Annotated in this window: 15 protein-coding genes and 4 tRNA genes; 16 read left to right on the top strand and 3 right to left on the bottom strand. The window is 37.1% G+C overall.

Going from position 1 to position 20,558, the window contains the following annotated elements; genetic code table 11:
* Nucleotides 1–37 precede the first annotated feature (37 nt).
* The 7 genes from M2265_RS13690 to M2265_RS13720 all read left to right on the top strand — a co-directional run bounded on the left by M2265_RS13690 (nt 38) and on the right by M2265_RS13720 (nt 6,720).
* Nucleotides 38–550: a DUF2480 family protein gene (locus M2265_RS13690; RefSeq protein ID WP_132772493.1), complete on the top strand. Its 513-nt coding sequence runs from the start codon at nt 38–40 to the stop codon at nt 548–550.
* Nucleotides 551–591: 41 nt separating this feature from the next.
* A complete protein-coding gene (locus M2265_RS13695) occupies nt 592–1,377 on the top strand; it encodes a DUF3108 domain-containing protein (RefSeq protein WP_132772494.1) in 786 nt (261 codons plus the stop codon).
* Between the two features lie 9 nt (nt 1,378–1,386).
* On the top strand, nt 1,387–1,950 hold the full coding sequence (locus M2265_RS13700; protein WP_132772496.1) for a DUF3109 family protein: 564 nt from the start codon (nt 1,387–1,389) through the stop codon (nt 1,948–1,950).
* A gap of 58 nt (nt 1,951–2,008) precedes the next feature.
* A complete protein-coding gene (locus tag M2265_RS13705) occupies nt 2,009–2,980 on the top strand; it encodes a polyprenyl synthetase family protein (RefSeq protein ID WP_132772498.1) in 972 nt (323 codons plus the stop codon).
* A 3-nt stretch (nt 2,981–2,983) separates the two neighbouring features.
* Nucleotides 2,984–4,042 (top strand): TerC/Alx family metal homeostasis membrane protein, encoded by a 1,059-nt coding sequence (locus M2265_RS13710; protein WP_021189307.1) that lies wholly within the window; start codon nt 2,984–2,986, stop codon nt 4,040–4,042.
* Between the two features lie 131 nt (nt 4,043–4,173).
* Complete coding sequence (locus M2265_RS13715) at nt 4,174–5,361, top strand: aminopeptidase C (protein WP_132772500.1); 1,188 nt, start codon at nt 4,174–4,176, stop codon at nt 5,359–5,361.
* A 129-nt stretch (nt 5,362–5,490) separates the two neighbouring features.
* The gene (locus tag M2265_RS13720) at nt 5,491–6,720 is read left to right on the top strand and encodes a thioredoxin family protein (protein ID WP_132772502.1); all 1,230 of its coding nucleotides are present in this window, start codon (nt 5,491–5,493) and stop codon (nt 6,718–6,720) included.
* A 79-nt stretch (nt 6,721–6,799) separates the two neighbouring features.
* Here the strand turns inward: M2265_RS13720 and M2265_RS13725 are convergent, their stop codons facing one another.
* A complete protein-coding gene (locus M2265_RS13725; RefSeq protein ID WP_132772504.1) occupies nt 6,800–7,849 on the bottom strand; it encodes an NAD(P)-dependent alcohol dehydrogenase in 1,050 nt (349 codons plus the stop codon).
* A gap of 80 nt (nt 7,850–7,929) precedes the next feature.
* The gene (locus M2265_RS13730) at nt 7,930–10,047 is read right to left on the bottom strand and encodes a prolyl oligopeptidase family serine peptidase (RefSeq protein WP_132772506.1); all 2,118 of its coding nucleotides are present in this window, start codon (nt 10,045–10,047) and stop codon (nt 7,930–7,932) included.
* A 149-nt stretch (nt 10,048–10,196) separates the two neighbouring features.
* On the opposite strand from M2265_RS13730, the gene M2265_RS13735 reads away from it, so the two are divergent.
* The 9 genes from M2265_RS13735 to M2265_RS13775 all read left to right on the top strand — a co-directional run bounded on the left by M2265_RS13735 (nt 10,197) and on the right by M2265_RS13775 (nt 15,812).
* A complete protein-coding gene (locus M2265_RS13735; protein WP_132772507.1) occupies nt 10,197–12,371 on the top strand; it encodes a M1 family aminopeptidase in 2,175 nt (724 codons plus the stop codon).
* 101 nt (nt 12,372–12,472) lie between these two features.
* Complete coding sequence (locus tag M2265_RS13740; RefSeq protein ID WP_132772509.1) at nt 12,473–13,222, top strand: UDP-2,3-diacylglucosamine diphosphatase; 750 nt, start codon at nt 12,473–12,475, stop codon at nt 13,220–13,222.
* The gene (locus tag M2265_RS13745) at nt 13,210–13,788 is read left to right on the top strand and encodes a Crp/Fnr family transcriptional regulator (RefSeq protein ID WP_132772511.1); all 579 of its coding nucleotides are present in this window, start codon (nt 13,210–13,212) and stop codon (nt 13,786–13,788) included. Before M2265_RS13740 ends, M2265_RS13745 begins: the two co-directional genes overlap by 13 nt.
* 62 nt (nt 13,789–13,850) lie before the next feature.
* Nucleotides 13,851–14,180, top strand: coding sequence for a DMT family transporter (locus tag M2265_RS13750; protein ID WP_021189301.1), 330 nt, complete (start codon nt 13,851–13,853; stop codon nt 14,178–14,180).
* Nucleotides 14,181–14,272: 92 nt separating this feature from the next.
* A complete protein-coding gene (gene prfA / locus M2265_RS13755; RefSeq protein ID WP_132772513.1) occupies nt 14,273–15,346 on the top strand; it encodes a peptide chain release factor 1 in 1,074 nt (357 codons plus the stop codon).
* A gap of 73 nt (nt 15,347–15,419) precedes the next feature.
* Nucleotides 15,420–15,496, top strand: a tRNA-Asp gene (locus M2265_RS13760).
* Nucleotides 15,497–15,544: 48 nt separating this feature from the next.
* Nucleotides 15,545–15,621 (top strand) — tRNA-Asp (locus M2265_RS13765).
* A gap of 26 nt (nt 15,622–15,647) precedes the next feature.
* Nucleotides 15,648–15,724 (top strand) — tRNA-Asp (locus M2265_RS13770).
* 14 nt (nt 15,725–15,738) lie between these two features.
* Nucleotides 15,739–15,812 (top strand) — tRNA-Asp (locus tag M2265_RS13775).
* Nucleotides 15,813–16,225: 413 nt separating this feature from the next.
* Here M2265_RS13775 and M2265_RS13780 read toward each other — a convergent pair.
* Entirely contained in the window at nt 16,226–20,269 is a 4,044-nt protein-coding gene (locus tag M2265_RS13780) for a glycoside hydrolase family 2 TIM barrel-domain containing protein (RefSeq protein ID WP_207902492.1), read from the bottom strand.
* Between the last annotated feature and the right edge of the window lie 289 nt (nt 20,270–20,558).

Genomic DNA, 20,558 nt, shown 5'->3' on the forward strand with positions numbered 1-20,558 from the left:
CGGACGAGTATATCGTCCGGCTTTTTTATTATTTGATATGGATATTCAAACCGACATTGTAAATAAAGTTGCTCAGAGTGGTATTATCACTGTAGATCTTGCGAAGTTCAAGCCAACAGGTGAACTTGTTGAATATGATATTAAAGACAATCTATTTCATGGCCTGATCTTGAAAGAGAAAGACTTTAGAGATTTTATAAAAACACATGACTGGTCAGCATATGCGGGCAAACATGTCGCAATTACATGTTCGACTGATGCTATTGTCCAGACATGGGCATATATGCTCTTAGCGACCAAATTAGAACCATTTGCAAAGACTGTTGTATTTGGAGATCTGGTTGAACTGGAACGTATACTATACGCCCAAACTATAGCCGAAATTGACATGTCTGAATATACAGATCAACGCGTAGTTGTAAAAGGATGTGGAGATATCAAAATTCCAGAATCGGCTTTCGTTCAGTTCACTACTGCCTTGGCAAAAGTTGCGAAAAGTATCATGTATGGAGAACCTTGTTCTACCGTTCCTGTCTTTAAACGTAAATAGCGGTATTCGTAATTTCAAAATATTTTTGTATTCTTACGTATATGAAAAAGCTAGTCTCGTTAATACTCTTAGTGCTCAGTTTCTGCGGTCAGATATTTGCTCAAGAACTTCCTCATTTGAAAGAATCCGCTTTTAAAGGCGGAGAAAAATTAGAGTACAAATTAAAGTATGGTTTTCTCTCTGCGGCAACTGGCCTATTGACGGTAACAGATACTAAATCAGGTAGTGGGGCGCCTGCATTTCGGTTATATGCAACTGGGAAAACTGCCGGAGCATTTGCTTTATATACAGTAAAGAACGAATACAACTCCTATATAGATGGTAAGACTTATCTTCCTTATTATTACACTGAAAACATCCGAGAAGGAGGCTACAGAAGGAATGATAAGGTTACTTTCGACCAAAAGACAAGATCAGTAAGCGGAAACAAAGGAGACTTTAAAAGTGTAGTATCTCAAACATTTGATTTACTATCAGCATACTATTTTGCGCGCAATTTGGACCTTTCGTCTGTCAAGCCAGGAGAGTCATTTAAATTGACTTATTTCTTAAACGACGAAATCGCCACATTAGGCATCAAATATATTGGTGTAGAAACCATAAAAACAGATTTAGGATCATTAGAATGTCTTAAATTCAGTCCTGAAATAAAGCCAGGTCGAATTTTCAAGAAAAACAGTAAGTTATATCTTTGGGTAACCAATGATGGGAATCGTATCCCAGTAAAAGCTAACGTAGACATTTTAATTGGTTCTGTGACATTAGAACTCTTAAAAGCCGAAGGCTTGAAACATAAACTCGGACAGCGTGCGAGTTATTCAAAATAAAAAAATATCATGATAGAAGTAGGAAATGTATTAGTGCACGAAGATTTGATTAACAATGATTTCGTATGCAATCTTTCCAAATGCAAAGGCATTTGCTGTATAGAAGGAGATTCCGGCGCTCCATTAAAACAAAATGAGCTGGCCATACTTGCGGAGATATATCCAAAAGTAAAACCTTACATGACAGCTAAGGGTATAGAAGCCATAGAAGATCAAGGCACACATGTGATTGATATGGACGGAGATTTAACAACCCCATGTGTCGATGGCAATAAAGAATGTGCCTATGTTACCTGGGAAAATGGTATCACAAAATGTGCCATTGAAAAAGCATATGAGCTTGGAGATATCAACTGGAAAAAGCCAATTTCCTGTCACCTATACCCTATTCGCACGACAAATTATCCTGAATTTGATGTGCTTCATTACGACAGATGGCACATCTGCAAAGATGCATGTACTTTTGGAAAAGAACTACAGGTTCCCGTATACAAGTTTCTAAAAGACCCGTTGATTCGGGAATATGGTGACGAATGGTACCAAAAATTAGAGAATGCGGTAGATTCATTATAATCTATTGCTTATATTTATAGACATTTAAGGAGATTATAGTGGTTTTTAACCATCTTGCATGCTGAAATTAAAAGAAATACAACGTCCCATCCTCAAGGAATTGGCAACTTTTGAAACTGAATTTAAAGCTTCAATGAAAAGTTCAATCCCTCTATTAGATCGTATTACAGGATATATTGTGAAAACCAAAGGAAAACAGATGCGTCCAATGTTTGTTTTCTTTTCGGCAGGCCTGTGCAACGGTATAAAAGAATCCACCTATCGTGGCGCTTCCTTAGTTGAGTTACTTCATACAGCGTCATTGGTCCATGATGATGTTGTAGATAATGCAAATGAACGAAGAGGTTTCTTTTCTGTGAACGCACTCTGGAAAAATAAAGTATCCGTTCTAGTCGGAGATTTTTTACTTTCCAAAGGATTGCTTCTCTCAGTAAAGCATCATGAATATGACTTACTGAAAATTGTTTCAGAGGCCGTTGAACAAATGAGTGAAGGTGAATTATTACAGATTGAAAAAGCGCGGAAACTGGATATCGAAGAATCAATCTATTTTGAAGTCATCCGTCAGAAGACAGCTTCATTGATTGCTTCCTGTTGTGCTTGTGGAGCATCATCTTCGGGAGCCGATGCGGCGACCGTTCAGAAACTACATGCATTTGGCGAAAAAATCGGTATCGCTTTTCAGATAAAAGATGATTTATTTGATTTTGGAGTCGACGATGTGGGCAAGCCACTCGGTAATGATATCAAAGAGAAAAAAATGACTCTACCACTGATATATGCATTGAGTCAAGCGGACAAATCAGAAAAAAGAAGAATCATCAATCTGGTAAAAAACCATAATGATGACAATAAAAAAGTAGCAGAAGTCATCGCGTTTGTAAGACAAAGTGGTGGATTGGAATATGCAACAGAAAAAATGTTGGATTACCAAAAAGATGCTTTTAAAATATTAGATGAATTTCCTGATAATGAATATAAAACAGGGTTACTACAACTTGTCAAATTTACAACTGAAAGAAAAAAATAGAAAATGAGTCACGAGATCATGTTTTTTGGAGGATTTTTAATCTTCATTATTTTAATGTTAGCGATCGATTTAGGAGTGTTTTCGAAAGGAGACAAAACTGTATCCCTAAAAAGTGCCGCCATCATGAGTATAATCTGGGTATTATTAGCATTAGGCTTCTACTGGGTGTTACGTCACTATGGCCATGAATTACACAACATTCAAGATCTAGATCATCTGCAACAAGTCATCAAAGCTCATCTGCATGACGTTAAAATCATACCTGGAGATCTGGAAGGAAGCATTGCGTTATACAATAATAACCTAGCCCTAGAATTTATAACAGGCTATGTAGTAGAATATGCCCTTTCTGTCGATAATATCTTCGTTATGGTGCTCTTATTTTCATCTTTTGGTATTCCAGAACGTTACTACCATAAAGTATTGGTATGGGGCGTAATTGGAGCCGTATTAATGCGTTTCATATTCATCTTCTTAGGAGCAGCATTGATTACAAAATTCGGGTGGATCTTATACATCTTCGGAGGATTCTTATTGATTACCGGTATTAAGATGTTCTTAAATAGAAATCAAGAGGAAGAAGTGGATCCACAAAACCATCCTGTGGTAAAATTTGCATCTAAATATTTTAAGGTAACGCCTAAATTAGATGGTGGTCACTTTTTCCATATTGAAAATGGTGTCAAATATATGACACCTTTATTCTTGGTTCTGCTGGTAATTGAATTTACCGATTTGATTTTTGCTGTAGATTCTATTCCAGCGATCTTCTCGGTAACAAAAGATGCATACGTCGTATTTTTCTCTAATATCTTCGCGGTATTAGGATTGCGTTCTATGTTCTTCTTACTGGTTAATATCATTCACAAATTCCATTACTTGAAGGTAGGATTAGCATTTTTACTAATCTTCATTGGATTAAAAATGTTACTGCATCACTGGTTGGTACAAATTGGTTTTTCAACATCACATTCATTGATTATTATCGTCAGTATTTTGGTGATCAGTGTCGTCGCGTCATTGGTATTTCCTAAAAAACCAGATCTCAAAATAGAAAATTAATAAAAAACGGGGCTTTAAAAGCCCCGTTTTTTTGTTAAGCACAATTTTATTACAATCAAATTGTAAGAATGTCATGATGGTAAATGAATTTATTTTTAATTTAGCATCATAAAATCATTAACTTTTAAAAAATGAATTGGAATAAATCACTCGTATTGGCAGCATCACTATTTGCAGCTTCATTACAAGTAGTACAGGCTCAGGATAATTTAATCAATGCCTTAAAAACAAATCAAAATGATAACAGTAAGGCTGGCTTCACTTTTACCGAAATCATTAATCTAAAAAATACTTCGATCAAAAACCAAGGTTCTTCCGGTACTTGTTGGTCATATTCTGGGAATTCATTCCTCGAGTCTGAAATGATCCGTATGGGAAAAGAACCTGTAGAAATTTCACAGATTTTCTCTGCTCGTAATACTTATTTAGGAAAAGCAAAAAACTACGTGCGTTTACACGGCGGATTATCTTTAGGCGAGGGTGGACAATTTCATGATGTTTTAAATGCGTTCCGCCACTATGGTGCTTTGCCACAAACAGAGTACACAGGCCTACACTATGGATCTGATAAAAACAACTTTGGTGAAATGACCAATATGTTGGATGCCATGTTAGCTACTTTTGTAAAAAGCAAAACGTTAACTCCAAACTGGGAAAAAGCGTACACTGCCGCAATGGATTCGTACCTAGGTGAAGTCCCTAAAAACTTCCAATACAAAGGTAAAAGCTATACACCACGTACATTTGCTGATCAAGTAATTGGTATTAACCCTGATGAATATGTCGGTATTGCTTCTGTTACAGATCAACCTTACTACAATAAATTTGTATTATTGATTCCTGATAACTGGTCATTTGATAATTTTTATAATGTTCAAATCAATGACCTAACTGATATCATTGATAATGCATTGAATAATGGTTATACAGTAGCTTGGGCAACAGATGTTTCTGAGAAAAGCTTTAGCTGGAAAAATGGTGTGGCGTATGTCCCTGCAAAACCATTCGAGCAAATGACCCCACAAGAACAACAAGAAATGTTTGTTGGACCAAAACCTGAGGCTAAAATTACAGCTGAACAAAGACAGACTGCTTTCGACAACTACCAAACAACTGATGATCACGGTATGCACATCGTTGGATTAGCCAAAGATCAAACAGGTAAAGAGTATTATATCGTTAAAAACTCTTGGGGTGTGACAAACGATTATAAAGGTTACTTGTATGTCACAAAAGAGTTTGTTCGTTACAAAACAACATCACTTTTAGTTCATAAAGACGGAATTCAAAAAGGTTTAAAGTCCAAAATGAAGATCTAGGCTTATAAAAAGCACCATTCTACAAATAGGTTACAGAAATAAATTTCTGTAACCTATTTTTTTTACAATTTTATTACATAACTTTAATTTCAAGAAATGATTAAGTGAGCAACTTCTTAGAGACTGGTTATGAAAAAGATATTATTATTCCTCCTTATTTTACCCTTTGCCGTTATAGGTCAAGAAAAAGGAATAACATTTGAGCACGGATTGAACTGGAGCCAAATTAAAGAAAAAGCAAAAAAAGAAAACAAATTTATCTTTGTGGATTTGTTTACTACCTGGTGTGGTCCTTGTAAATACATGAGTGCTAGTGTATTTCCACAAACAAAAGTGGGAGATTTCTTCAATTCTAAATTTGTTAACGCCAAAATCCAAATGGATAAAACGGACAAGGATAGTGAAGAAGTGAAAGCATGGTATGAAGAAGCCGAACGGTTCGGTAAAGACTACAAAATTGCCGCATATCCTACCTTCTTAATTTTCAATCCTCAAGGTGAACTTGTGCACCGTATGGTCGGAGGTGGCGATGCTGATGAATTCATTGAGCGGAGTAAAGATGCTTTAAAACCTGAAACACAGTATTATGCTTTGTTAAAAGCGTTTAACGAGAATCCAACAGATTTAGCCTTAGCGCACCGAATGGTTAGAGCTGCGAACACAGCTTATGATGAAGCTACTGTGACACAAGCTGAAGATATCATTATCTCCCATACCAAACCTGAAAATTTAACGAAAGAATGTGCTGCCTATCTCGTGGCAAACACACGCACATCCCGATCTAAAGCTTTCGAGCTACTACGGGATAATCCTGAAAAAATTGATGCTTTATTAGAAAAAAACGGCGCGGCAAATCGTGTACTTGCCACTGTGGCCATCAATGAAGTATTAGGAACTAAAATCGATTTCAATACAGAACCTAATTGGGAAGCTTTAAAAACAGAAATTTCCGACAAATACGCAAATATCAATTTTGACCCAATCTTCAAATTGATGAAGGCACAGTATTATGTACAATCGCGTAATTGGTCTTCTTTAACAAATATTGTTGACAGCTATTTAACATCAGAAGATCTAAATTCAAATCAATTGAATAGTTATGCTTGGGAAATTTTTGAAAACAGTACCGATGCGGCATGTTTAGACGCAGCTTTAAAATGGAGCAAAAGAGCTGTAGAACAAGATGTAAAAAGCGCATACTTAGACACCTATGCCAATCTACTGTATAAAAAAGGAGATAAGATAAATGCTATAAAATGGCAAGAAGAAGCATTATCTCTAGCGACAGAAGGCGAACAAGATAACTATCAGGATACACTAGCTAAAATGAAAAGTGATATCCCAACCTGGAATTTATAATACTCTTGAACATAATTATTAAATAGAAAAAGGGTTGAAAATTATTTATTTTCAACCCTTTTCGATACCGCAGAAATTATTAACTGTTTTTCAATGATTTCATATCGATTACAAAACGGTACTTCACATCTGATTTAATCATACGCTCGTATGCATTATTGATATCTTGAATATTGATAACCTCAACATCTGAAACGATCTGGTGTTCACCACAGAAATCTAACATTTCCTGCGTCTCTTTGATGCCACCGATCAACGATCCTGCTAAGTGTCTACGCTTACCGATCAGCAAACCACCATGAACTCCAGGCAATGGCTCTACAGCTCCTACAATACACATTGTTTTATCCAATTTTAAAAGACTTAAATATGGATTAACGTCATGACCCACTGGAATTGTATTCAATAAAAAATCAAACGTATTTGCATGCGCCTGCAATTGTGACGCATCTTTAGAAATCAAAACTTCATCAGCACCTAATTTCTTTGCATCTTCACCCTTTTCTGGAGAAGTTGTAATCATGACAACATGTGCACCCATCGCTTTCGCAAATTTAACACCCATATGCCCCAATCCTCCAAGACCAATTACACCAACTTTATCACCTTTTTTCACATTCCAGTGACGCAAAGGCGACCATGTTGTAATACCTGCACACAATAAAGGAGCAGCTGCTTTCACATCAATTGTTGTCGGGATACTCAGGACAAAATCTTCCTCTACAACGATATTCTCCGAGTAGCCACCATAGGTAATACCACCATATTTAGATTTAGCACTGTTATAAGTGCCGATCATCCCACTTTCACAGTACTGCTCCAACCCTTCATCACAAGGATTACAGTGCTTGCATGATTCGACCATACAGCCTACACCAACAAGGTCACCGACCTCATATTTTGTCACATTTGGTCCTACGGCCAACACACGTCCAATAATTTCATGACCAGGAACTACGGGGTAATGAGGCTGTCCCCATTCTGCTCTTGCTGTATGAATGTCACTATGGCAAACACCACAATATTGAATATCAATAAAAATATCCTTATCCTGCAAATCCCGGCGTTGAATCTGATGTGGTTTTAAATCTTCCGCCTCCGAAAAGGCTGCATATGCTTTTGTACTCATCTTAGTTTGTTTTAAGTAAAAGTAGCTCTTTTAATAAAAAATCCACTCTTGTCGGGAGTGGATTTACTTTGAAATGATATTTATTTTAGTGCTTTAATTCCCATATTCCACAGGGTAAAAGCATATTTATCAGCTGTTTCATTAATCACCACTTCTGTAGAACGGCCTGCCCCATGCCCAGCTTTTGTTTCAATCCGAATGAGAACAGGACGATCACACTTCTGTTTTGCCTGTAGTTCTGAAACAAACTTATAAGAATGTGCAGGCACTACACGGTCATCATGATCTCCGGTGGTAACCAAAGTCGCAGGATAACAAACACCTTCTTTAACATTATGTACAGGTGAATATCCCTTCAGATAATCAAACATCTCTTTGCTGTCATTAGCAGTACCATAATCATATCCCCAACCTGCTCCAGCTGTAAATGTATGATAACGTAACATATCCAGCACTCCTACTGCTGGTAAAGCTACTTTTGCAATAGTTGGATCTAAGGTAATGGTTGCCCCAACGAGCAATCCTCCATTTGAACCTCCAGATAGTGCAGTATAATCAGGAGAAGTATAGCCATTGCTCTGTAAATACTTTGCTGCGGCAATAAAATCGTTAAACACATTCAGCTTATTAAACTGACGGCCACCATCATGCCATTTTTGACCATATTCGCCTCCACCTCGTAAGTTTGCGACAGCATATACGCCACCATTTTGAATCCAATTGGCTGTAGATACACTAAAACCAGGAGTCAAACTGATATTAAAGCCACCATAACCGTAAACAATGGTCGGATTTTTACCATCCAGCTTCAATCCCTTTTTGTGCGTGATGATCATTGGAACTTTTGTTCCATCTTTTGATGTGTAGAAAACCTGTTTAGATTCAAACTCATCTGAATTAAACTTCACTTTAGGTTTAATATAAACCTCAGATTGTCCATTGTCTACATTAAATGTAAAACTTGTAGATGGGGTGATGTAATTTGAAAAACCGTAATAGATTGTTTTTTCCTTTTTCTTACCGGAGAAACCTGCAGCAGTTCCTACACCCGGTAATTTGATCTCACGGATTTTTTTTCCTGTATAATCGTATTGCTCAATAACTGAGATTGCATCTTTAAGATAATTAGCAAATAAATAACCGCCACCAGTCGAAACTTCAAGAACATTTTCCGTTTGAGGAATAACATCAATCCAGTTCTTCGATTCAGGTTGACGAATGTTCATCTTCACCAATTTATTATTTGGTGCATTTAAATTTGTTTGCACATAAAAAGTATCGCCATCATTATCAATAATACTTGTGTTACTGTCAAATCCACTTAAGATGTTGATGATCTTACTTCCAGGCTTAGATAAATCCTGTACATACAATTCATTGCCGGTCGTTGTATTTGCGGCAGAAATGATTAAAAACCGCTCATCATCCGTTAAGTTGGCACCGATATAACGGCGTTGAACAGCAGCTCCACCGAAAATCATTTTATCTTTTGCCTGAGCGATACCTAGTTGATGAAAATAAACTTTATGCTGATCTGTTTTCTCCGATAATTCTGAGCCTTTCGGTTTATCATAGCTGGAGTAATAAAATCCAGTATTCCCCTTCCAGGCAATACCTGAGAATTTGATATCAATTAACGTCTCACCAATTTGTTTTTTATCAGCAGTATTCAAAATAATTACTTTTCTCCAATCCGAGCCTCCTTCTGAAATAGAATAAGCCATCAAACTACCGTCTTTTGAAAAACTTACATCTGACAAAGAAGTTGATCCATCTTTAGAAAATGTATTTGGATCTAAAAAGACCTCTTCCTTTCCACCTTTATTTGATTTTCTATATAGAACGGCGTGTTGCTGCAAACCATCATTTTTATAAAAATAAGTATAAGCACCCTCTATAAAAGGAGTTCCAACTTTCTCATAATTCCAAATATCTGTCAATTGTTGTTTCAGCTGATCGCGATATGGAATCTGAGCTAAATAATCATACGTCACTTTATTTTGTGCAACAACCCAAGATTTTGTATCCGCTGCTAAGTCATTTTCCAACCAACGGTAAGGATCTGGCACTGATTCGCCAAAGAACTGATCAACTACCTGACCTTTTTTTGTTTCTGGATATTTCAATTCTTGTGCGTTTCCAAGATGTACGGACGACATAGCTATTACTGTTAAAATTAAACTCAGTTTTTTATTCATGTTTTTTTCAAATGAGGTTATAAACAAATTTAATAAATTATAACGTGTTTCAGCGTCGCTTAAATAATTAGATTAGGCAAACATTTTTTCAACAAAATTCGTTTACTACAGAAAATATCGCAAATTGCCTAAGTATAAATTAACATCGAATGATTCATAAAATATTTTTAACGCTAAGTGTACTAACTGCTGCCAGCTTAACAACAGTATTTGCACAACCTAATCAAGCGTTACCGATCAATCAATACCGGGCCACAGAGACTAAAATCAATGATTTGGTCCATACTAAACTGAATGTAAAATTTGATTACGGAAAACGCTACCTATATGGAGAAGAATGGTTGACGCTAAAACCTCACTTCTATCCGACCGACTCTTTACGCTTAGATGCCAAGGGGATGGACATAAAAGAGATTGCATTACAAGAAGGTAATCAAAAAACACCACTCAAATATGATTATGATGGCGAATCGCTATTCATTAACTTAGGAAAACCATTTCAAGGGACCGAGAAATACACCATTTATATAGCCTACACTTCTAAACCAGATGAATTAAAAGCCAAAGGCAGTGCGGCAATTTCCGATGCAAAAGGATTGTATTTTATCAACCCGGATGGAAAAGTTCCAAATAAACCGATCCAGATATGGACACAGGGTGAAACGGAGGCCTCTTCGGCCTGGTTTCCTACCATAGATAAACCAAATCAAAAAACTACTTCTGAAATCTCCATTACGGTGCAGGACCACTATACAACCCTTTCTAATGGAGCGTTAACAGCACAGCATAAAAATACGGATGGTACCCGAACAGATACTTGGGAAATGACCCAAGCTCATGCTCCATACTTATTTATGATGGCCGTTGGTGATTTCAAAATAACAAATGATCACTACAAATCCATTCCGGTAGATTATTACCTCGAACCAAAATACGCTCCATATGCGAAAGATATATTCGGCAAAACACCAGCAATGATGGCTTACTACAGTCAAATTTTAGGCGTAGAATATCCCTGGAATAAATATGCCCAAGTAGTTGCGCGAGACTATGTATCGGGAGCTATGGAAAATACAACCGCAACTTTACATGGTGAACCGGTACAAAAGACAACACGGGAATTACTAGATGATAATGAGGAAGGAACTATTGCCCATGAACTATTTCATCAATGGTTCGGTGATTTAGTAACAGCCGAATCATGGTCAAATCTGACCATGAATGAATCTTTTGCAACATTTGGAGAGGTGATATGGCGCGGTCATGATGGCGGACAAGATAAAGAAGATAAATCTCGGTTTGAAAAACTGCAAAGTTATTTAAGATCGACCAAAAATGGAATAAGCCCTACCTTAGCACGCTTTCATTATAACGATAAAGAAGATATGTTTGATAATATTTCCTATTCAAAAGGATCGGTAATTCTCTATGCATTAAAAAATCAGATGGGAGATGCTGCTTTCTATAAATCGTTACAAAAATATTTAACAGACAATGCCCATAAAACAGGAGAAACGCACCAGCTTCGACTTGCTATGGAAGAAATAACAGGTAAAGATTGGAGTCCATATTTCAATCAATGGTATTATCAAGGCGGTCATCCTATTTTAAATATCCAATATACTTATGAAAATGGGACGCAGAAATTAGCCATTAAGCAGATGCAGGATGTCAGCTTACAAACGTTCACTTTACCTTTAAGCATCGATTTTTATACGGCAAATGGAAAAGAGACTAAAACTATTCTTATTAATCAGCGAGCACAGGAATTTAGTTTTCCTTTTGAACAAAAACCTGATTTTATCGATTTTGATCCTGCTAAAATATTGGTTGGTGAGGTTATCGATAATAAAACAATGTCCGACTATACGTATCAATATCAAAATGTACCGACCTATTATAACCGTATTAAAGCTATTGGATATGCCTTACACAATAAAAATACGGAAACAACAAAATTGTTAATAGAAGCATTAAACGACAAAGAAGAAGATCTTAGAGCTGCTGCAATTCAAGGATTGGATTTAACAGATCCATCCGTTAAAAATAGTGTTGAAGCAAAAATTATCTCCATGGCGCAACAGGATCCCAAAACGAAAGTAAGAGCTTCAGCATTGGCCGCATTAGGAAATAGCGATAATCATAAATACTTGCCTATTATTGAAAAAGGTCTAAAAGAACAATCCTATGCTGTATTAAGTGCATCATTGCTGGCCATAAAAAAAATCGCTCCTTCAAAATTGAATAAATCAATTGAATCATTGGATTCCGAAGCAAAAGCATATTTAGCACCATTCATCAAACAGCTTAAAGAAAAACGCTGATGGTAATTTTTAATGGATGTTATTTCCATTAAAAATTAGAATTGTAAAAAACAAATTTATCGAAGTTTGAAATCCGAAGTGATTTAGGTAGTTTTGACCACATGTCAACAGGAAAAAATATCTATTTCGCTTCGGATTTTCATTTGGGATCTTATCCACAAAGTAAATCCAAAGAAAGGGAACGTCTAATTATATCTTGGCTTGATCATATTAAAGATGATGTTGCTGAATTATATTTAGTCGGTGATATTTTTGACTTTTGGTTTGAATACAGTACCGTTGTACCAAAAGGATATATTCGTTTTCTAGGAAAACTGGCAGAATTGGTGGATAAGGGAGTCAAATTAACCATCTTTAAAGGAAATCATGACATGTGGATGTTCGATTATTTTAAAAACGAACTGCAAGCAACTATTGTCGATGACGAACTACTCATAAACCGAGATCAAAAATCTTTTTATCTCCATCATGGTGATGGCTTAGGTGCGGGAGATCGTAAATATAAAATCTTAAAAAAATTCTTCCGAAGTAAGACCTGTCAATGGCTATTTGCAAGATTGCACCCAAATTTAGGAATCGGCATTGCCACACGCTGGTCAAAACACAGTCGACTTGCTAATAATGAAGATGAGCATTTTTTAGGTGAAGATCAGGAATGGCTCATTGGTTATGCAAAAGAAATGGAAGCCAAGCAGCACCATGATTTCTACATTTTCGGACATCGTCATTTACCTTATGACATCAAACTTTCGGATCAGAGCCGAGTGATAAACTTAGGTGAATGGATGAATTACCAGACCTATGCAGTCTGGGATGGTCATAAACTAAAACTTGAAAAATGGTCGAAATAAAAAAAAGTTTACGCGATTGCCTTTTGAGTTACTACCCCTTAGAAGCAGATGACATTGAGGCTATAGAAGCTATTACGACCGAAGTCCATATCCCTCGGAATACCATCATTATACAACAGGACAAACTGCAACATGATATCTACATACTATCATCAGGATTAGCACGCGTCTATTATGAAGTTCCTAATAGAGAAATCACACTTGATTTTAATGATGCAGGCTGTATGCTGATGTCGATCAATACCTACGCCCGAAATGAGCCTGGATATGAAAACATTGCTATTGTAGAAGATGCTACTTTATTTAAAATAAACTCTCCCGCCCTTTTTAGGTTGTATGAAGAAAATATTCGCATTGCTAACTTAGGGAGAAAAATTGCAGAGTACGAGTTTATTAAAATTGAACAGAGAGCGATGTCCAAACTTTTCAATACTGCACAAAGTAGATATATGGATCTGCTAGACAAATACCCCACTTATATCAACCGTATCAAATTAGGTTACATTGCCTCCTATTTAGGAATTTCCCAAGTCACCCTAAGCCGTATCCGCGCCAACATTCGGTAATTTTTTAACATTAGTAAAAAATAATTACGCTAATTGTATCCATCTTTGCAAAAAAAAAGGCTATGAATTGGATATTATTAATTTTAGGTGGGTTATTTGAAATTGGGTTTACCACCTGCTTAGGAAAGGCAAAACAAAGCGAAGGTTCTGCCATGTATCTTTGGTATTTCGGATTTGTCCTTTCCCTGTTTTTAAGCATGGGTTTACTAATCAAAGCAACGCAAACATTACCGCTCGGTACTGCTTATGCAGTTTGGACAGGAATTGGTGCCGTAGGAACAGTTTTAATCGGAATCTTCTTCTTTAAAGAACCTGCAGATTTTTGGCGCATATTCTTCATTTTCACTCTTATCGCATCTATTGTAGGCTTGAAGGCAGTTTCTTCACATTAAGCAATAGAACTATTATTAAATCGACAAAATTTCTTTACTTTTGTAAGCTTAAAAGCTCTTGCGCATGTCGCAGGGTTTGAATAATGTGAATTATGTTAGAAAAATTACAGGCGATAAAAGAAAGATGGGAAGAAGTGGAGGCTGAATTAAGCAATCCAGAGACCATCAAAGATATGAAGCGTTTTGCCAAATTAAATAAAGAATACAAAGATTTAGGCAAAATCGTAGATCAGTACCATATTTACAGAAATATGGTAAGCAATATCGATACCAATAAAGATATTATCAGCAATGAGAAAGATCAAGAACTTCGCGATATGGCGAAAGAAGAACTTGATGAATTATTAGTTGCAAAAGAAGAGAAGGAAGATGAAATCCGCATGATGCTGATTCCGAAAGATCCGGAAGATGACAAAAATGCAATTTTAGAGATTCGTGGTGGTACTGGTGGTGATGAAGCGGCATTATTTGCCGGAGATTTATACCGTATGTATACCCGTTTCTTTGAAACCAAAGGCTGGAAAGTTGAGGTTATGGATGTAACGGAAGGAACTTCTGGTGGCTATAAAGAGGTAATCTTGAAAGTAATGGGTGAAGATACTTACGGGCAATTGAAATATGAATCAGGTGTACACCGTGTACAACGTGTTCCTGATACAGAAACGCAAGGTCGTGTCCATACTTCTGCGGCATCTGTTGCTGTTCTTCCAGAAGCTGAAGAAGTGGATGTTGACATCAACCCAGGAGATGTTGAGATGCATACGTCACGTTCAGGTGGTGCCGGTGGTCAGAACGTCAATAAGGTAGAAACAAAAGTACAGTTGACTCACAAACCTTCTGGTATTGTAGTGGTATGTCAAGTAGAACGTTCTCAATTAGCGAACCGTGAATTGGCAATGGAAATGCTTCGTACTAAACTTTACGAGATCGAATTGAACAAAAAGAACGGCGATATTGCAGCAAAAAGAAAAACTTTAGTCTCAACCGGTGACCGTTCTGCAAAAATTCGTACTTATAACTACCCTCAGGGAAGATTTACAGAGCACCGTATTGGAATGACAACATACAATTTACCAGCTATTTTGGACGGTGATATTCAGCCGATTATCGACGCATTACAGTTCGCTGAGAATGCAGAAAAGATGAAAGACGGAGCCGTAGACTAGTTTTTTTTAAAATAATATTAGCAAATAAAGAAATAAACGCTATATTTGCACACCTTCAAGAGAGAAGGTAAACGGTCTGGTAGTTCAGCTGGTTAGAATACATGCCTGTCACGCATGGGGTCGCGGGTTCGAGTCCCGTCCAGACCGCCAGAAATAAGAGAGTAATCTCGAATAGTTCTTTAACAACATTTAAAATTTGGTCCGGTAGTTCAGCTGGTTAGAATACATGCCTGTCACGCATGGGGTCGCGGGTTCGAGTCCCGTCCGGACCGCCAATTTTAAATAACATTTTACATTTTTCGGTCTGGTAGTTCAGCTGGTTAGAATACATGCCTGTCACGCATGGGGTCGCGGGTTCGAGTCCCGTCCAGACCGCCAAAAAAAGTAAAAACGGTCCGGTAGTTCAGCTGGTTAGAATACATGCCTGTCACGCATGGGGTCGCGGGTTCGAGTCCCGTCCGGACCGCTGGAATAAAAAAGCTTTCAATGAAAATTGAAAGCTTTTTTTGTTTATTAGAACTTCTCCCTAATTCACCTATTCTTTTTTATTACATTTTCTATAGATAGCTTTTAGTATAGCTATACGAAATATGCTTAACGCAAGACATGTTCAACTTCATGAACATCTAAATACCTTATTATTTTAACGCTTTTCATCTATTTTTCAAACCCAGAGATAGATCTAGCAGATTATTGTGGCAAGTCTCTACCCTAACATCATTTTTGACCCACAATAGCGCAAGACAAGATTATCATTGGCTAACTGTCTAAATTAAACATACAATCTAAAATTCCGATCAATATATAGATACTGACAAAAAAAGAAGCCTTAATATGCAAGGCATACTAAGGCTTCTCTCCTGCTTTATTATAAAGCTATTATTCTGCGCTCACAGAGAATTCCGCTGCTGCAGCAAAGTCTTGTCCATTTTGCGAACTTAGTGCTGTAAAACGAATAAAACGACCTTTTACCGGCTTAGCCAAAGTTACGGTCTTCGGTTTTCCATTATTTTCGAAATTACCTTCAGCAACTGGCTCGCTCCAGTTCTTGCCATCGATACTCACCTGCAATTTATAGCTTTTAATGGTACCATTACCACCACCTTGACGTGGGGTATAGGTAAAGGCTTTAATGGTTTTAATTGCATTCGCATCAAAATCTACCCAATGCGGATATTGTGCCACAGTAACTGAATACATCGAATGCCAAATTGTACTTGGATCACCATCTAATAAATTAGAAGCTTCACCTTCCCCTGTTTCTTCACTCGAAGCAAATATAACTTGCATCGGGATACTTTCTATTTTAGGAAATTGGAAAGAAGCTTTCAATTTCTCATTGCCCTTTGCCCATGCTGTCACAATACCACCTTCACGTAAGTTAACAGGAGCTTTGAATATTTGTGGCTTTCCTTTACCAATGGTATAATATAGTTCCGCACCTACCTGCTCACTTGCGATATGCAAGTCGCCGTTACGGCTTCTTGATACCGAGATCGGCACATCACCCGCTAGAGAAACTTGAGACTTCTGACGATAATCCTGATTAGCAACAGGACGGATAATAAAGCCAAACGAAGTTGATTTTGCTTTCACACGATCTTGTTCCAATGGAGGTCCTTGCCCACAGCTATTGCCACCCAAACCGGTAACTGCCGCATCCACATGTAAATGTGTACCTGAGCTTTTTGGTAATTTATAGGGATGACTTGCTAAGGTAACTTCCATCTCACTCCAGGGTAATGCAGATGTCGACATATGATCTTTGGCAATAAAGACCACACCAGACCCCGACTCATCCGTTAAAGCTGTCCAACGCACCTCTTCATTATTACTCATACTTTGAGGATTTGGCCATGGAACGAACTGATCTTTAACCGTACTCGTATGTAACTCTATATTTTGTGCAGTTTTACGGTCTGCATAGTTATTGATCGGTCCTCTTCCATAATATGTATAGTTGCTATATTGTTCTGGTAATTGCAAACCATAACCTAGTCGGGCTAAAGCTAACGTTTCATCATTGGATGTTACATTAGCGGCTAATTCGAGCGAACCATCTTGGTACACTGTCCAGACCTGATTTGTTGTAAACTTGAAGTCATTAGCGCCAAAAAGTTTGTCTTTATGTTCTTCAATCGTATATGTTCCAGAAGTACCACCATGAATAGTCGCTGCATTAGGCGCTTGCGATTCGACCATAAATGATAGAACTATTGCCCCATCTTGTCTGGTATAGATCGAGCTGGATAAAGCTTTATGCTTCAGATTATGTAAGCCCTTTTGAAACCACTGCTGATAAGCCCAGTTATCATTATCTACAGGTGCACGGTAAGCATCTAATTTAGGTCCCTCACCATCACGAATAACCTGTTTACCAGCATAGCTTAGGCTATAAATACTACCATTTTCCGTATCAAACTTAATAATGAAATCTGAACCTTTAATTACTTTTAACTTTTGTTCATCAACGATGCTTAGTTTAGCGTTTGTCTGAACAGCAGCTATAGTAGGGTTTTCTGTTGCGGCTTTAACAAACAACTGTTCTTCCATCTGTAAATATCCTTTAGCTGCCCATAATTGATCTTTAGCTAATAAGAACTGTACTTTAACAAAGTATTCAGATTGTTTATTTAATTTTTGAAAGTCCAAAGGTAATGTAACCACTTTCTTCTCACGTGCTTCCACTGTTTCACCCTTTACTACTGAGACAGGCTTCTGTATCTCCACACCATTTTCATATAAAGACCAAACGATATCGTAATCCGCTAAAGAAACAAAATAGTTCTTATTAAAGATTTCTATTTTACCCTGTGCAATATCAACAGCCTTAACACCCACATTCTGGTAAACTTTCTTTACCTCATAATATTGTGGCTTTGGCTTCATATCTGCGAAAATCAATCCGTTATTGACAAATGTTCCATCATTAGGTTTATCACCAAAATCACCTCCATAAGCAAAGAACTTTTCACCAGACTGCTTATCATAAAAATACATGGCCTGATCGATCCAATCCCAAGTAGCTCCGCCCATAAAGAAATTTGTCGATTCAATCGCTTCCCAGTAATCAATCAGGTTACCCGATGCATTCCCCATAGAGTGTGCATATTCGGAAATATGGAAAGGATATTTCATCTTAAACTGCCCTTTTACAGCTTGACGAACCCATTCGATTGAAGGATATTGGTTTGATCCCATATCAACGATATTATTATTACGCTCGTACTGAACAGGACGTGATGTATCAAATTTTTTAATCGCATCATATGCCGCTACAAAGTTGTTTCCTGGGCCGGCCTCATTACCCAATGACCAGAGAACAATAGCAGGATGATTTACATTTGCATGAACCATCTCCAAGTTACGTGCTACGTGTGCATTCTTCCATTCCGGAGGGTGTGAAAGAGAAGCATCGCCATAGTAATATTCATGACTTTCAATATTAGCCTCATCTTCTAAATAGATTCCGTACTTATCACATAAGTAATACCAATATGGATCATCTGGATAATGTGAATTACGAACATGATTGATATTCGCTTTCTTCATCAAGATGATTTCTTGCTCCATCTGCTCATGTGTCACCACTTTTCCTTTCTCAGGATTTGATTCGTGGCGATTTACCCCTTTTAATTTTACAGTTTTACCATTTACAAAGAAATAACGTCCTGCCAAACCAAACTCATCATCAGAAGCCTTTGTATCTTTAATTTCCACTTTACGGAAACCAACATAAAGAGAAGATGTTTCTATTGTACGGTTTTTACTATCTTTTAATTCAGCAACAAGTGTGTAACGGTATGGACGCTCTGCTGACCATTTATTGGGGTTTTCAACTTGAAGAGTAGCTTTAACGATAGATGAGGTATTCGGATTAATATCTACCACATCACTAGATACCAAAATAGATTTTACAGCTGTATTAACATCGCTATAAAGTTCATTCGCATAGAGACAATATTTAATCTGATGACCTTTAGCAACTTTTTTATCTTTATTTAAGATTTCAGCTTTAATACTTAAAGTTCCATTTTGATACTTTTCATCCAGATCTGGAATGGCGACAACATCACGAATCTGAACCTTCGGCTTTGCTGTTAAAGCGACAGTTCTAAATATCCCCGGAAGACGGAACATATCCTGAGCCTCAATAAAAGAAGCATCTGAATTCCTGTACACTTCTACAGCGACAACATTCTCACCTTTCTTATTCAAATAATCAGTGATATTAAAAGAAGCTACATTACGTGAGTTTTTTGAAAAACCGACGTACTTCCCATTGATCCATAGATAAAAAAATGAATCTACACCATCAAAATTAATATAGATATCACGGCCGTCCCAATTGGTTGGTACCTCGAATGAGCGTCTATAAGATCCGACTTCATTTCTATAGATATACGTTGTCCAATGCTTCGGAGGAGTACGCATAACACCTCCGCGCCAATCATCCACTTTTACCTGATGTTGAAAAATAACCGGTTGGTTAACATAAATAGGCACACCATATTTTAGCGTACCATCTTTTTGAATGCCCGCTATATTCCAGCTCATTGGAACACCAACATTATCCCAAGCTGTTACATCTGCTTTAGGATCAAAAAAATTCTTCGGTCTTTCATCAGGGGTTTTTACCCAATTAAATTTCCAGGTACCGTTCAAAGACTGCCAATACTCACTATTTTCCGGTAATACTTTACGAGCCTTATCAGCATCTTTAAAAGAGAAAAAATAAGCATGGGGTTGCTCCTTATTGAGCGCGAGGTCTTGGGGAGACTCCCACTCTTTACCTGTTGGAATCGTTTCGACCCCATAACGAAAGCCCGCAATCGGATCTCCGATTTGTGCATTCGCCTGAAAGGCCGATGCTAATAAAACTGCCATGACACAGCTTATTCGCATAGATAATGATTTGATCATATTCATTTATTAAATAGAGGTTGTCCACAAAAATATAAGCAATATAATGAAATACAAGTACCTACAATTAATCATTCGATTGCGTAAAATTTATATATAAGATCCTGTTTAAATTTTGTTCAATAAAGTTTTATGGCGGACCGTTCAATATTTTCCATTAGCAGTTCTTAATTTCGACATAATCTTTGATTATTTGTTAAACCATGAAAACGCTTTTCAATTATCCTCCTTTGCTCTTCATCCTTAAGTAATATTAAAGATGCTGTTCGTGAATAGATTATATAGATAT

Origin of the sequence: Sphingobacterium kitahiroshimense (assembly GCF_025961315.1) — a bacterium.
GTDB lineage: Bacteria > Bacteroidota > Bacteroidia > Sphingobacteriales > Sphingobacteriaceae > Sphingobacterium > Sphingobacterium anhuiense.

What these genes read in the sequence shown, in the direction of transcription:
- M2265_RS13690 (WP_132772493.1), top strand. Translation starts at nt 38, where the DNA reads ATGGATATTCAAACCGACATTGTAAATAAAGTTGCTCAGAGTGGTATT.
- M2265_RS13695 (WP_132772494.1), top strand. Translation starts at nt 592, where the DNA reads ATGAAAAAGCTAGTCTCGTTAATACTCTTAGTGCTCAGTTTCTGCGGT.
- M2265_RS13700 (WP_132772496.1), top strand. Translation starts at nt 1,387, where the DNA reads ATGATAGAAGTAGGAAATGTATTAGTGCACGAAGATTTGATTAACAAT.
- M2265_RS13705 (WP_132772498.1), top strand. Translation starts at nt 2,009, where the DNA reads ATGCTGAAATTAAAAGAAATACAACGTCCCATCCTCAAGGAATTGGCA.
- M2265_RS13710 (WP_021189307.1), top strand. Translation starts at nt 2,984, where the DNA reads ATGAGTCACGAGATCATGTTTTTTGGAGGATTTTTAATCTTCATTATT.
- M2265_RS13715 (WP_132772500.1), top strand. Translation starts at nt 4,174, where the DNA reads ATGAATTGGAATAAATCACTCGTATTGGCAGCATCACTATTTGCAGCT.
- M2265_RS13720 (WP_132772502.1), top strand. Translation starts at nt 5,491, where the DNA reads ATGAAAAAGATATTATTATTCCTCCTTATTTTACCCTTTGCCGTTATA.
- M2265_RS13725 (WP_132772504.1), bottom strand. Translation starts at nt 7,849, where the DNA reads ATGAGTACAAAAGCATATGCAGCCTTTTCGGAGGCGGAAGATTTAAAA.
- M2265_RS13730 (WP_132772506.1), bottom strand. Translation starts at nt 10,047, where the DNA reads ATGAATAAAAAACTGAGTTTAATTTTAACAGTAATAGCTATGTCGTCC.
- M2265_RS13735 (WP_132772507.1), top strand. Translation starts at nt 10,197, where the DNA reads ATGATTCATAAAATATTTTTAACGCTAAGTGTACTAACTGCTGCCAGC.
- M2265_RS13740 (WP_132772509.1), top strand. Translation starts at nt 12,473, where the DNA reads ATGTCAACAGGAAAAAATATCTATTTCGCTTCGGATTTTCATTTGGGA.
- M2265_RS13745 (WP_132772511.1), top strand. Translation starts at nt 13,210, where the DNA reads ATGGTCGAAATAAAAAAAAGTTTACGCGATTGCCTTTTGAGTTACTAC.
- M2265_RS13750 (WP_021189301.1), top strand. Translation starts at nt 13,851, where the DNA reads ATGAATTGGATATTATTAATTTTAGGTGGGTTATTTGAAATTGGGTTT.
- prfA (WP_132772513.1), top strand. Translation starts at nt 14,273, where the DNA reads ATGTTAGAAAAATTACAGGCGATAAAAGAAAGATGGGAAGAAGTGGAG.
- M2265_RS13780 (WP_207902492.1), bottom strand. Translation starts at nt 20,269, where the DNA reads ATGATCAAATCATTATCTATGCGAATAAGCTGTGTCATGGCAGTTTTA.